This is a genomic window from Micromonospora inyonensis (genome assembly GCF_900091415.1).
Lineage (GTDB): Bacteria > Actinomycetota > Actinomycetes > Mycobacteriales > Micromonosporaceae > Micromonospora > Micromonospora inyonensis.
Genome location: NZ_FMHU01000001.1, coordinates 1,596,384 through 1,609,051, shown reverse-complemented (window position 1 = coordinate 1,609,051; position 12,668 = coordinate 1,596,384). Strand labels below are relative to the sequence as shown.

General features: G+C 72.5%; 10 protein-coding genes and 1 pseudogene. 8 read left to right on the top strand and 3 right to left on the bottom strand.

Annotated elements, in window-relative coordinates; all coding sequences use genetic code 11:
• Positions 1–446 precede the first annotated feature (446 nt).
• The 5 genes from pdhA to GA0074694_RS07280 all read left to right on the top strand — a co-directional run bounded on the left by pdhA (position 447) and on the right by GA0074694_RS07280 (position 7,441).
• Complete coding sequence (pdhA, locus tag GA0074694_RS07295) at positions 447–1,628, top strand: pyruvate dehydrogenase (acetyl-transferring) E1 component subunit alpha (protein WP_091454341.1); 1,182 nt, start codon at positions 447–449, stop codon at positions 1,626–1,628.
• On the top strand, positions 1,628–2,617 hold the full coding sequence (locus tag GA0074694_RS07290; RefSeq protein ID WP_091454339.1) for an alpha-ketoacid dehydrogenase subunit beta: 990 nt from the start codon (positions 1,628–1,630) through the stop codon (positions 2,615–2,617). Before pdhA ends, GA0074694_RS07290 begins: the two co-directional genes overlap by 1 nt.
• Before the next feature lie 5 nt (positions 2,618–2,622).
• On the top strand, positions 2,623–4,047 hold the full coding sequence (locus GA0074694_RS07285; protein ID WP_091454337.1) for a dihydrolipoamide acetyltransferase family protein: 1,425 nt from the start codon (positions 2,623–2,625) through the stop codon (positions 4,045–4,047).
• 215 nt (positions 4,048–4,262) lie between these two features.
• On the top strand, positions 4,263–4,406 hold the full coding sequence (locus tag GA0074694_RS31500) for a hypothetical protein (protein ID WP_176737811.1): 144 nt from the start codon (positions 4,263–4,265) through the stop codon (positions 4,404–4,406).
• Positions 4,407–4,750: 344 nt separating this feature from the next.
• Complete coding sequence (locus tag GA0074694_RS07280) at positions 4,751–7,441, top strand: LppU/SCO3897 family protein (RefSeq protein ID WP_091454335.1); 2,691 nt, start codon at positions 4,751–4,753, stop codon at positions 7,439–7,441.
• A gap of 501 nt (positions 7,442–7,942) precedes the next feature.
• On the opposite strand, the gene GA0074694_RS07275 is transcribed toward GA0074694_RS07280, so the two are convergent.
• From GA0074694_RS07275 to GA0074694_RS07265, 3 genes are all read right to left on the bottom strand, one after another.
• Complete coding sequence (locus GA0074694_RS07275) at positions 7,943–8,137, bottom strand: DUF397 domain-containing protein (RefSeq protein WP_091454333.1); 195 nt, start codon at positions 8,135–8,137, stop codon at positions 7,943–7,945.
• Positions 8,125–8,868, bottom strand: coding sequence for a DUF5753 domain-containing protein (locus GA0074694_RS07270; RefSeq protein ID WP_091458792.1), 744 nt, complete (start codon positions 8,866–8,868; stop codon positions 8,125–8,127). Before GA0074694_RS07270 ends, GA0074694_RS07275 begins: the two co-directional genes overlap by 13 nt.
• Before the next feature lie 258 nt (positions 8,869–9,126).
• On the bottom strand, positions 9,127–9,312 hold the full coding sequence (locus tag GA0074694_RS07265) for a hypothetical protein (protein WP_091454332.1): 186 nt from the start codon (positions 9,310–9,312) through the stop codon (positions 9,127–9,129).
• Between the two features lie 39 nt (positions 9,313–9,351).
• On the opposite strand from GA0074694_RS07265, the gene GA0074694_RS07260 reads away from it, so the two are divergent.
• From GA0074694_RS07260 to GA0074694_RS07245, 3 genes and pseudogenes are all read left to right on the top strand, one after another.
• Entirely contained in the window at positions 9,352–9,675 is a 324-nt protein-coding gene (locus tag GA0074694_RS07260) for a hypothetical protein (RefSeq protein ID WP_091454329.1), read from the top strand.
• A complete protein-coding gene (locus GA0074694_RS07255) occupies positions 9,650–9,904 on the top strand; it encodes a hypothetical protein (RefSeq protein WP_091454327.1) in 255 nt (84 codons plus the stop codon). Before GA0074694_RS07260 ends, GA0074694_RS07255 begins: the two co-directional genes overlap by 26 nt.
• Positions 9,905–10,783: 879 nt before the next feature.
• Positions 10,784–12,617 (top strand): annotated as a pseudogene (locus GA0074694_RS07245) (NHL domain-containing thioredoxin family protein).
• The last annotated feature ends 51 nt before the right edge of the window (positions 12,618–12,668 follow it).

The following is a 12,668-nucleotide window of genomic DNA, read 5'->3' as shown; positions in this document are numbered from 1 at the left end:
GATACGGGACGAGCCGCCCTCCGGCGGTCATCTCTTCCCCGAATCAGCCTGGACCAGTCACCCTCCGTCCGCCACCCTGCACAGCGTGTCGACACACCCTTTCGTCCGGCACCCGCGCCGCCCGCGCCCCGGAGTCCCGCGGAGCCGTGATTCCGACCGCCCGTTGTCGATCAGGGCGGGCGTAGTGTGGGCCCGCTCACCACTCTCTGCGAATATGGACCCACGACGGCGACGCAGCCGTGGCCCTCGCACACCCGCGGAGGCCCGGCCGGCTGCCGTCGCTCCCGAACCGGGTTCGGCCAGAATCCGGCTCACGCCGCACGGCAACCCCCACAAAGGGGCCAGGGGCGGCTGCCAGGAGACCCCCCGGCACCTGCCGGGCGGGCGCACGAGTTGCGCGGTCGGGCAATCCCCGGTGCCGGCGCAGACACGACAGGGAGAGACGGATGGCAAAGGGCGACCCCGGGGTCACCACCCGCAGCAGACGGGCGGCACCCAGATCCAAGCGGGCCGCAGCGAAGGGCGCCGACCCCGAGCTGGTGCAGTTGCTCACCCCCACCGGGGAGCGGATCGAGAGCGTCACCGGCCCGGACGGTGTCGAGTACCGCGTCGATTTCACCGACGAGGAGTACCGCGGGCTCTACCGGGACCTGGTGCTGGTGCGCAAGCTGGACGCCGAGGCGACCGCGTTGCAGCGACAGGGCGAGCTGGGCCTCTGGGCCAGCCTGCTCGGCCAGGAGGCGGCCCAGGTCGGCTCCGGGCGGGCGCTGCGGCCGCAGGACATGGCCTTCCCGACCTACCGGGAGCACGGCGTCCTCTACTGCCGGGGCATCGACCCGATCATGCCGCTCGGCCTCTTCCGTGGTGTCGACCAGGGCGGTTGGGACCCGAACGAGTTCAAGTTCAACATGTACACGATCGTGATCGGGGCGCAGACCCTGCACGCGACCGGGTACGCCATGGGCGTCGCCATGGACGGCCGGACCGGCGGCGACGACGGCGAGGCGGTGATCGCCTACTTCGGTGACGGGGCGACCAGCCAGGGCGACGTCAACGAGGCGTTCGTCTGGTCCAGCGTGTTCAACGCGCCGCTGGTCTTCTTCTGCCAGAACAACCAGTACGCGATCTCCGAGCCGCTGGAGCGGCAGACCCGTGTGCCGCTCTACCGCCGCGCCGCCGGCTTCGGCTTCCCCGGCGTACGGGTGGACGGCAACGACGTGCTCGCCTCGTACGCGGTGACCCGGCACGCGCTGGACAACGCCCGGAACGGGCAGGGCCCGAGCCTGATCGAGGCGTACACCTACCGGATGGGGGCGCACACCACCTCCGACGACCCGACCCGGTACCGGATCGCCAGCGAGGTCGAGGCCTGGCAGGCCAAGGACCCGATCGCCCGGATGAAGGCGTTCCTGGAGAAGCAGCAGATCGTCGACGCCGACTTCTTCGCCGAGGTCGACGAGCAGGCCCGCCGCGAGGCGGTGCACCTGCGGGAACGGGTGCTGGCCATGCCGGACCCGGAACCGGTGACGATGTTCGACCACGTCTACCCGAACGGGTCCCCCGAGCTCGACGAGCAGCGGGCGCGGTTCACCAGCTACGAAGCCTCGTTCGAGGGGGGTGCCCACTGATGGCCACGGAGACGCTCTCCATCGGCAAGGCCCTCAACACCGGCCTGCGCAGGGCCTTGGAGCAGGACTCCAAGGTCGTCATCATGGGCGAGGACGTCGGCAAGCTCGGCGGCGTCTTCCGGATCACCGACGGGCTCCAGAAGGACTTCGGCGACCAGCGGGTGATCGACACCCCGCTGGCCGAGTCCGGGATCATCGGCACCGCGGTCGGCCTGGCCATCCGGGGCTACCGGCCGGTTTGCGAGATCCAGTTCGACGGCTTCGTCTACCCCGCGTACGACCAGATCGTGTCGCAGGTGGCGAAGATGCACTACCGCTCGCGCGGCAAGTTGAACATCCCGATGGTGATCCGCATCCCGTTCGGCGGGGGCATCGGCGCGGTGGAGCACCACTCCGAGTCGCCGGAGGCGTACTTCTCGCACACCGCCGGGCTCAAGGTGGTCTCCTGCGCCACCCCGCAGGACGCGTACGTGATGATCCAGCAGGCGATCGCCTCGGACGACCCGATCGTCTTCCTGGAGCCGAAGCGGCGCTACTGGGAGAAGGGTCCGGTGGAGCTGGACGCGCCGCTGTCGGAGGCGTACCCGCTGCACGCGGCCCGGGTGGTGCGGCCCGGCACGGACGCCACCGTGCTGGCGTACGGCCCGATGGTGCGGACCTGCCTGGACGCGGCGACCGCCGCCGCCGAGGACGGCCGGGAGCTGGAGGTCGTCGACCTGCGCACGCTCTCCCCGCTGGATCTCGCCCCGGTGTACGAGTCGGTAGGCCGCACCGGTCGCTGCGTGGTGGTGCACGAGGCCCCGGGCAACCTGGGCCTGGGCTCGGAGATCGCGGCCCGGATCACCGAGGAGTGCTTCTACTCCCTGGAGTCCCCGGTGCTGCGGGTGACCGGCTACGACATCCCCTACCCGGCGGCCCGGGTGGAGGAGGAGTACCTGCCCGACCTCGACCGGGTGCTCGACGCCGTCGACCGCACCTTCGGCTGGTGAGCGGCATGTCGCGGATCAAGGAGTTCAACCTGCCCGACCTGGGCGAGGGGCTGACCGAGGGCGAGATCCTGGCCTGGCTGGTCAAGGTCGGGGACACCATCGAGCTGAACCAGCCGATCGTCGAGGTCGAGACGGCCAAGGCGGCGGTGGAGATTCCGGCGAAGTGGGCCGGGCAGGTCCGGGCGATCTTCCACCCGGAGGGTTCCACGGTCGAGGTCGGTACGCCGATCATCGCGATCGACACCGACCCGGGCGCGGGGCCGGTGGAGGAGGAGGCCACCCCCACCCCGTCGGCCGCCGCGCTGGCGGCGGTGGACGTGGCCCCGAGCGAGGGCGCGGTCGAGCCCGGCCTGATCGGCGGCCCCGCCCCGGGCGGACGGACCGCCGTGCTGGTCGGCTACGGGCCGCGCAGCACGGCCGCCAAGCGCCGCCCGCGCAAGACGACCGCGCAGGTACCGGCACAGGCCACGCCGCCGGCACAGGCACCGGCCGCGCCCCGTACCGCTCCGGCGGCCAACGGGCACGCGACGACCGGTGGGCTGGTGCTGGCCAAGCCGCCGGTGCGCAAGCTCGCCCGGGACCTCGGGGTCGACCTCACCACGGTGACCGGCTCGGGTCCGCTCGGTTCGATCACCCGGGAGGACGTCCAGCGGGCGGCGGACGGGACCGCGGCGACGGTCCCGACCGTGGTGACCGCCGCCCCGGCGACCACGGCGGCGGCCTTCGGCGCGGACCGCGAGCGGCGGATCCCGGTCAAGGGAGTGCGCAAGCTCACCGCCGAGAACATGTCCGCGTCGGCGTTCACCGCCCCGCACGTCACGGAGTTCCTGACCGTGGACGTGACCCGGGCGATGAAGGCGCTGGACCGGCTCCGGACCAGGCGGGAGTGGCGGGACGTCCGGGTCTCGCCACTGCTGCTGGTCGCCAAGGCGGTGCTGCTGGCGGTGCAGCGGCACCCGATGGTCAACTCGACCTGGGCCGGCGACGAGATCGTGGTCAAGGAGTACGTCAACCTGGGCATCGCGGCGGCCACCGAGCGCGGCCTGATCGTGCCGAACATCAAGGACGCCGGCCGGCTCTCGCTGCGGGAACTGGCCGACGCGATGACCGCCCTGGTGCAGACGGCGAAGGCGGGGAAGACCTCCCCGACCGACATGTCCGGTGGCACGCTGACCATCACCAACGTCGGCGTCTTCGGGGTGGACACCGGTACGCCGATCCTGCCTCCGGGCGAGTCGGCCATCCTGGCGTTCGGCGCGGTCCGCGAGATGCCCTGGGTGCACAAGGGCAAGGTCCGGCCGCGTCAGGTGACCACGCTGGGTCTCTCCTTCGACCATCGGATCATCGACGGCGAGCTGGGCTCGAAGTTCCTGCGGGACATCGGTGACTTCCTGACCGATCCGGAGGCGGCGCTGCTCGCCTGGACCTGACGGGTCCGTGCTCTCGACGGCCGGTGCGCCGGGGTTACTCCCGGCACACCGGCCGTCACCGTCCGGCCACAGGAAACCTCGGCGCACCCCCCCGTCCACCTTCGATCGTTAGGTCGGTGGCTCATCTCACCTTTGATTCGTTGGAGTTTGGCGTCGATCTGCGCTTCAATGGAGACACGACGGGCTGACAACCGAATAGCCAGGAGGAGAGACCCGTGAGCATGATCGAGCGAATCCGCAACCGCCGCAACGCCAACCGCCGCGCCCGTGCCATCGAGCACGCGCTGCGTTCCGCCAACTCGCCCTCGGTCCGCGACGAGATCCTCGCCATCGCGCAGCGTCACATCAGCATGCGCTGACGGCGACGCCACTCCTCATCTCCTCCAGACCGACGACCCGCCCGGACCCCCGGGCGGGTCGTCGGCTTTCAGACCCTTCGGCACCGGGATTCCGCCCTCGCACGAGCGCCCGGTACGGTGGGGCACGGTCGTTCCCGCCCTGCCGGAGGACGTCGAGCGGATAGAAACCGCTCGACACCATACGGCGACGCGGAGTGACGGCCGGTGCTCCCCGAGTGCCACGGGCGGCCACCGGATACGGTGCGGGGGAGCGCGGCACAGCCGGCCAGCCGGCTATGCCGGCGACCAAGCCGACGGCACCCGATCGGCGTCGGCGGCCGACATGTGATGGAGGAGGCGCAGCCATGACGTCCGAGGGCCCGCACCACCCCGGCCAGGAGCCGGACGAGGTGTCGCCGGGCGCCGGTGGACCGGCGCCGTACGGCGACCGGTCAGCGCAGCAGGAGCACGGGTACGGCACAGCCGCCCCCGACCTGGGCTGGGCACCGCCACCGCCGGCCGCACGACCGAATTCCCCCGCTCCGGCCTGGAGCGCGCCCGGTGAGGCACCGCCGACCGTGGGCTGGAAAGCACCCGGCGAGCCCCAGCCCGGCCCGTGGGGGCCGCCGGCCGGGCAGGGCCAGCCGTGGGGTGGCCCGGCCGGGCAGCAGCCGGGCACCTGGAACCCCCAGGCCGACCAGCAGCAGCCGACCACCGCATGGGCGGCCGCGTCGGTGCCGCAGCAGCCGCCCCGGGGCGAGGCCCCGCAGGGTGGCGGACAGCCCGGTTGGAGGGCGCAGGGCGAGTCCGCCCCGCAGAACTGGCCGGGGCCGGGCACCACGCAGCAGCCGTGGCCCGCACCCGGCGAGCAGCCGCCGGCACGGAGCCCGCAGCAGCCCGCACCGTGGGGGTCGGCCGGCGACCAGCCGCCCGCCGCCGGGTGGAGCCCGCAGGGCACCCTGCCCCAGCCCGCGACCTGGGGTCCGCCCAACGAGCAGCCGGCCGAGTGGGCTCCGCAGGGCGACCAGCCGCAGCAGGACGCCTGGGGTGCGGCCCCCGTCCCCCAGCAGGACGAGCAGCCGCCGGCGGCCCGGGGTGCGGCGTCCGTCCGTCCCCATGGCGACCCGCAGCCGGCTGCCTGGGGCGCGGCCCCAGCCCCGCAGCCGACCAACCAGCAGCCCCAGCCGTGGACCCCTGCCGACGAGCAGCCGCCGACGGCCGCCTGGGGTGCCGCGTCCGTGCCGCAGCAGGCGGAACCGCAGCAGTCCGGCTGGGACGCGCCGGGCGACCAGTCCCGCCCGACCGAGGCCTGGCCGCCGGCCGAGCCGCCCGCACCGCCGGCCCGCGCCACCGCCTCGGTGGGCCGCGCTGACGTCCCGGCGTGGGGTGCCGGAGGCGCCCGCCCCGGTGACGACGCCGTCCCCGCCCGTCCGGTCGTCCCGGAGGGGGAACCATGGTCGGCCGACGAGGTGTGGGGCAAGGCCGGGGGTGCGGAGCCGGCCCAGGCCGAACCCGCCGCGCCGGCCTGGGAGCCGTCCCGCGCCGAGAACCCGCCGATGTACCAGCCGGCACCGGGGCCGGGCATCTCGCCCGCCAACGCCGTACCGCTGCCTCCGCAGGAGGCGCGAGTGCCCGGTGCCAGCCTGGCCGCGTCACCCCCCGCCGACTACGCGCCGCCGGCCCCGTTCGCCCCGCCCGCCGACCAGCCGCCATACGGCGAGCAGCCGCCATACGGCGAGCAGGCCGGGCGCGAGGGCGGGTACGACGCCCCGCAGCCGGGTGACGGTTGGGGAGCCGAGGCCGCCCAGGCCAGCGCACCGGCCATCCCGCACCCGCGCACCTCACCCGAGCCGACCGGGGGCGACGCCGGTGGCAGTGTCTCGGCCAGCGCCTCCGTACCGGTCTCCAGCCGGGTGATGCCCCCGGCCGACCAGGCCCTGCACCAGCCCTCCATGCCGGCCCCGCAGCCCCGGGTCTACGGTCGACCGGCCCGTCCCGCCGACGGTCCGGACCAGATCGACCACGGTGGCCAGCCGGAGTCCCACCGCTTCGGCCCGGATGGCGAGGCCGGCGGCCGGTTCGACGGCGAGCCCGAGTCCCGGTTCGACGGCGGCCCCGGCCGCTTCGACGGCCCGGCCGACTCCCGCTTCGACAGCGGCCCCGGCCGCTTCGACGGCCCGGCCGATCCCCGCTTCGACGGGGGCCAGCCCTCCAGGTTCGACGGCGGGCCTGCCGACCGCTTCGACGCTGGCCCCGGCGAGCGGTTCGACGGTGGACCGGGTGACCGCTTCGACGGCCCCGGGCGGTTCGACAACGGACCGGGCGCCCGGTTCGACGAGCGCGACCAGCCGGGCTTCGGTGACGGGCATGCCGCTGCCGCCGCGCCGCCGGTCCCGCATCCGGCGTTGCAGCCCTTCCCGCCCGGAGTGCCCACGTTCAACGACCCGGTGACCAACCAGCGCCCGGTCAACGGCACCAAGCCGCACGGCGAGCCAGCCCCCTCCGGCGACCGGTACGGCGGTCCGGCGGCACCGGTCAGCCCCGGTGCCATGGGCCACGATCCGGGCCACGGATCGCCGGACGCCACGCGGGGCTTCCCGGCGGCCTTCCCGACCCCGGGCGACCAGCCGGAGCGTCCCCTCTGGGACCTGGGCGACGCCCCCCAGGGCGACCAGGGCCGGTTCGACTCCTTCAAACCGGAGGCGACCGAGAGCAAGCCGGCCGAGCAGCCGACCCCGAAGGTCCGCAACGGAAGGGTGCTGATGGCGGTCCTCACCGCTGCCGTCCTCATCCTGGTCGTGCCGCTCGGCGCGCTCTGGGCGCTCGGCAAGCTCGGCGGCTCGGACGCACCCGCCTTCAACCCGGCCGTCGGCTCCTGCGTCAAGCAGTCCGGCGAGGGCGCGGTGGCCGCCAACTGCGGCGAGCAGGGCGCATTCAAGATCATCTCTAGGGTCGACGACAAGGCCAAGTGCACCGACCAGACCCAGCCCCGCGTGGAGCTGCCCGGCAGCTCCCCGACCCGGGTGCTCTGCCTGGGACCGGCCAAGGCCGGCTGACCAGCGGACGACGGACGACGTGCGGCGGACCGGGAGGTCCGCCGCACGTTCCTTCTCGGGCTGTGGAAGCCCGAAGGCACGGCTCCCTCCGTCGAGAGCAACTGACCGTGGCGATCCGTTCGGTGCCCAGCACCAAGCGATGACGCCAGGGCGCGTACATATGCATTAAGTGGGGAACCCGGCGCGGGATGATGCGCATCGACCGGATGCCAGCCCTGGATATGACGTATGCGCATGTGACCGTTACCGGCGTCATCTGGCAGCCCCAGGTGAAGGGATAAGACCACCGCCGGGCAGGACCGTTGGAGATTCAGCTGCCGGCAGACCGCGCGCGCAGTTGCCGAACGGCCGGGACGTGTGCCCGTACTCGGCCTCCTGGCGGCCTCCGAGGCGGGCGAACCTGCCGATCGGTCACAACGAGCCTGACCCAACGAGACCGGGGCCGCTAACCAGCGCCCGCTCGTGTGCAGCATGGGCACTCGGAAGATCGGCGGATCTGGTTCAGGCTCGCTCGGCGAGTTGGGCGATGAACGCGCGCCACGCTGCCGGGCTGAAAGTCAAAGCCGGACCGGCTGGGTTCTTGGAATCGCGGACAGCGACGATGTCCAGCAGGTTGTCCGCGACCTCGACACAGTTGCCGCCATTCGAGCTGCTACGAGTGCTCTTGCGCCAACGGGCGTGGATCAGGTCAGCCATGCTCGTGCCCTCAGATAGTCGATGGTCTGGTCGCGCGGAAGAGCTAGCGACCTCACGGTATCCCAGACTGCCCAAAGGGGACCAACGTCATTCGTGATGCGCCCGGCGGCCTGGTCATCCAGGTAGCCGACGTCCTCGTCGCCAGTGGTCGCGATGACAAACGGTCCGGCCTGACCCGGATGTAGGCCCGCACCGAGAGGAAGCACGTGCACCATCACACTCGGCCGCTGGGCCATCGCGACCAGGTGGTCAAGCTGCGGATGCAGGATCTCGGGATCACCTCTGCGGAGAGCGGCTTCATCCATGACGAACACCGTCAGCGGAGGGCGGGGCCTCTCGAACACGTCTGTCTGCCGACGCAGGCGCGTTTCGACGTAGCTGCCCACTTCCGCAGCCAGTGGGCCGCTCGCCAGTACGGCGCGGGCGTACGCCTCGGTCTGAAGGAGTCCCGGAATCACGGAGGATTCGTAGCACCGCAGGCCGACAGCTTCACGTTCGACATCGGTCCATGGCCGGAACCAGGCCGGCTCGCGACGCTTGAGTGCGTCCGGCCACAGCTCATCGATGTCCTTCCCGAGAATGGCAGCAACCTGGGCGCGATGCCGGGTCTGGGGAATCCGTCCGTGTGTGACCCAGCGTTGGGCGGTTTTGGGGTCTACGCCTATCTGACCTGCAAGGCTGTCGGCCGTCTCGCCGGCCTCGTGCATCGCGACCATGACGGCCCGATTCATCCTGCCTCCGTCCTCGAACGTCCCGGACGTCGCCCACTCCATTTGCAACGCAGTGTATTCATCCGGACACGGTCGGAAAGCTGGGGGCATGTCACGATCGCCACGTCCGGTTCCGTTCGCCCCGCGTCACCGTCCGGTACTCCGCAGGTGGCGGCTCGCCTGCTCGTGTGGGCTGCCGTCGTGGCGGCGCTGCCCGGACCGCCGGCATCCGACCCCACCCGGTCCACTCGCCGCGCCGCCTGATCCCGGCCGCCACCATCACGCCAGGGAGAAGAAGCCGAAGCCCAATCCGAAACCCGCGCCGGAGCCCAAGCCGGTCCCGCCGATGGTTCCCTGGCCGCCCCTTCGTCCGATCGGGCCCTTCTCGATGTCCGCCGCCGCACGGCGGGCAGCCGGGTCGGCGGAGGTCACGCAGATCATCTGGCCGAACGCCGCGACGTTCACGACGCTGGCCCAGGACCGGCGTGGAAACGGGGGCCGGCGGTGGTGACGGAGATCCGGCTGAAGCCGGTCGACCTGACCCTGGTCCACCGGCGCGGCTGGCTGACGCTGCACTGCGAAGAGTGCGCGAGGCCCTGGCCGTGCCCTACGTTCCGCGACGCTCTGGCGCTGACCACCCCCGCCGAGCGGACCGTGGCGGTGCTGCGGATGACGGAGGAGGCCCGGCTGGTCCGGACGGAACTGATCCGGATCAGCGCGCTGGCCCTGATCGGTCGCTTCCTCTGGTGGCTGAGGCTCAACCGCGCCGACGCCCGGATGCTCGCGGGGGAGGTGTGGCCGGATGACGGCGTACCGCCGAGGGCGTGACCACGTCGCCGCCCGCCCGTCCTGGCGATGCCGGGCGTGCGGTGCGCCGTGGCCGTGCCAGCCCGCGAAGCTGCACCTGTTGGACCTGTACGCGGACGACCGGCTCGGCCTGGTGGTCGACCTCGGCGTGACCATGGCGGCGGCCCTACCCGACCTGCCCTACGACGAGAACCTGCTGGATCGATTCGTTCGCTGGGCTCGCCCGCCCCGGCGCAGGATCGACGGGTGACCCGCACGCACCGAGCGAGAGCACCGCCGCCGCGCACCTAGACTTAGCCCGCCCGTGAGCTGCCCGGATACGAAGATCGGAGACGGTAGATGCAGGTTACCGAGGTGCTGGACGCCCTGGCAGCCCTGTACGGCGCGTGCGACCACCCGGACGTGGTGGAGGTGTCCCGATACGGCAGGGACACCAAGCCGGGTGGCCAGTCTCCGCCCGGTGTGAAGGTCACCTACCGGTCGGGATCCTCCGCGATGCTCTCGGCCACCGTCGAGCCGCGCCCGGCACCCGAGCCGGTGCCGCTTCCGGCGGAGATGCCACCCCCCACGCAGCGAGCAGTCCGGATGCTCGTCTTCACCACGCAACTTCTCGATCACGCGCGCCCACCCGTCTTCAGGAGCTGGGAGACGTGTGACTTGGCCGGAGTGTGGTTGTCACCGTCTGCACTGCGGATCAACTGCGCGGACGGTTCGACGGTCTACCTTCACGTAACCGTCGCGTCCGGTGCCAGCCGCGAGCCGGAGACCGACCCACACCCCGATTACCGATTCCCCGAAGGAGTCCGTACATGGCCCCCGGTAGTCAGTGCTCAGTCTGCGCTGCCCGAGTAGGCGTCGCTCCCGGCAAGAACTGCCCCCACACCAGGCGATGGGAAGTCGAGGCACCTGCCCTGGCTCTGGCCGGCCCACCGCCTGACGCTCCAGGCCCGCCCGTCCTGGCCGTCTTCCCTCCCAGGGGAGACGGCCGGGCGGGCTTCGCCGTGCAGGGCACGAGGGCGGCAAGGAGGGCGGGAGCTGCTCAGCGCTTCCCCAGCTTCCGGAAATGGTGTACGCCTCTCCCTCCCCCCGCCGGGCTGGCTCAGGGCCGCTGGTACGGCACGATGGGGTGATGAGCGCACGCGTACGCGCCCCCGAGCTGCGGGGCCGCCAGTGGTTGAACACCGGCGGACGGAACCTGACCCTGCGGGATCTCCGAGGTCGCTGCGTCTTGTTGGATTTCTGGACCTTCTGCTGCATCAACTGCCTGCACGTGCTGGACGAGCTGCGTCCGCTGGAGGAGAAGTACGGCGACGTGCTGGTCGTCGTCGGGGTGCAACTCGCCGAAGTTCGAGCACGAGAAGGACCCGGATGCCCTGGCGGCGGCGGTCGAGCGGTACGGGGTGCACCATCCCGTCCTGGACGACCCCGAGCTGGACATGTGGCGGCAGTACGCGGCGAAGGCGTGGCCGACGCTGGCGGTGGTCGACCCCGAGGGGTACGTGGTCGCGACCATGGCCGGCGAGGGCCACGCCGAAGGGCTGTCCCGGCTGATCGACGAGCTGATCGCCGTACACGAGGCCAAGGGGACGCTGCATCGGGGCGACGGGCCGTACGTGCCGCCGGTGGAACCGGAGACCACCCTGCGCTTCCCCGGCAAGGCCGTGGTGCTCGACGGCGGAAATCTGCTGGTCTCGGACTCGGCCCGGCACTCGCTGGTGGAGCTGGCCCCCGACGGCGAGACGGTCGTCCGCCGGATCGGCACCGGCGTGCGGGGCAGCGCCGACGGCCCAGCCGGCACCGCGACCTTCTCCGAGCCGCAGGGCCTCTGCCTGCTGCCCGCGCACGTCGCCGAAGTCGCCGGGTACGACCTGGTGGTCGCGGACACCGTCAACCACCTGCTGCGCGGCGTACGCCTCGACAGCGGCGAGGTGGTCACCGTCGCGGGCACCGGACGGCAGTGGCGTTCCACGGTCGACGACCACGCGCACGACGCCCGCTCGATCGACCTCTCCTCCCCCTGGGACCTCGCCTGGTACGAGGACCGGACCGTGGTCGCGATGGCCGGCATCCACCAGCTCTGGTGGTTCGACCCCATCAAGCGGACCGCCGGCATGTACGCGGGGACCACCGTCGAGGCACTGCGGGACGGCCCGGTGGCCGAGGCGTGGATGGCCCAGCCGTCCGGGCTCTCCGTCTCGGCCGACGGCCGGCGTCTCTGGGTGGCCGACAGCGAGACCAGCGCCCTCCGCTACGTCGAGAACGGCGTCCTCGGCACGGCGGTCGGGCAGGGGCTCTTCGACTTCGGGCACGTCGACGGCCCGGCCGGGCAGGCGCTGCTCCAGCACCCGTTGGGCGTGTGCGCGCTGCCCGACGGCTCGGTGCTGGTCGCCGACACGTACAACGGGGCCGTCCGGCGCTTCGACCCGGCGACCAGGATGGTGTCGACGGTCGCCGACGGGCTCGCCGAACCGAGCGACCTGGTGCTGACCCCGGACGGTGACGTCCTGGTGGTCGAGTCGGCCGCGCACCGGCTGACCCGGCTCGCGCCGGGCGCGCTCTCCGCGGTCGGGGCGAGCACGGTGGACGGCCCGCGGCACCGGACGGAGCGTCCGCCCACCGAGATCGGCTCCGGCGAGGTCACCCTGGACGTGATCTTCACGCCCCCGCCCGGCCAGAAGATGGACGAGAGCTTCGGTCCGTCGACCCGGCTGGTGGTCTCGGCGTCTCCGCCGGAGCTGCTGGTGGAAGGGGCCGGCACCGGGACGGAACTGTCCCGTCGCCTGGTGGTGGACGGGTCCGTCAGCGCCGGTGTGCTCCAGGTGACCGCTCAGGCCGCCACCTGCGACGTGGACGACGAGCACGGTGCCTGCCACCTGACCCGGCAGGACTGGGGCGTGCCGGTACGGGTGGTCGACGATGGCCCGGCCCGCCTGCCACTGGTGCTGCGCGGTCTGGATGCCTAGCTGTCGCGGGGCCGGGTGAGCAGGTCCGTCAGCCGGCCCCGCCCAGCGCCG

What these genes read in the sequence shown, in the direction of transcription:
- GA0074694_RS07290 (WP_091454339.1), top strand. Translation starts at nt 1,628, where the DNA reads ATGGCCACGGAGACGCTCTCCATCGGCAAGGCCCTCAACACCGGCCTG.
- GA0074694_RS07285 (WP_091454337.1), top strand. Translation starts at nt 2,623, where the DNA reads ATGTCGCGGATCAAGGAGTTCAACCTGCCCGACCTGGGCGAGGGGCTG.
- GA0074694_RS07275 (WP_091454333.1), bottom strand. Translation starts at nt 8,137, where the DNA reads ATGGCTGACCTGATCCACGCCCGTTGGCGCAAGAGCACTCGTAGCAGC.
- GA0074694_RS07280 (WP_091454335.1), top strand. Translation starts at nt 4,751, where the DNA reads ATGACGTCCGAGGGCCCGCACCACCCCGGCCAGGAGCCGGACGAGGTG.
- pdhA (WP_091454341.1), top strand. Translation starts at nt 447, where the DNA reads ATGGCAAAGGGCGACCCCGGGGTCACCACCCGCAGCAGACGGGCGGCA.
- GA0074694_RS07270 (WP_091458792.1), bottom strand. Translation starts at nt 8,868, where the DNA reads ATGAATCGGGCCGTCATGGTCGCGATGCACGAGGCCGGCGAGACGGCC.
- GA0074694_RS07255 (WP_091454327.1), top strand. Translation starts at nt 9,650, where the DNA reads ATGACGGCGTACCGCCGAGGGCGTGACCACGTCGCCGCCCGCCCGTCC.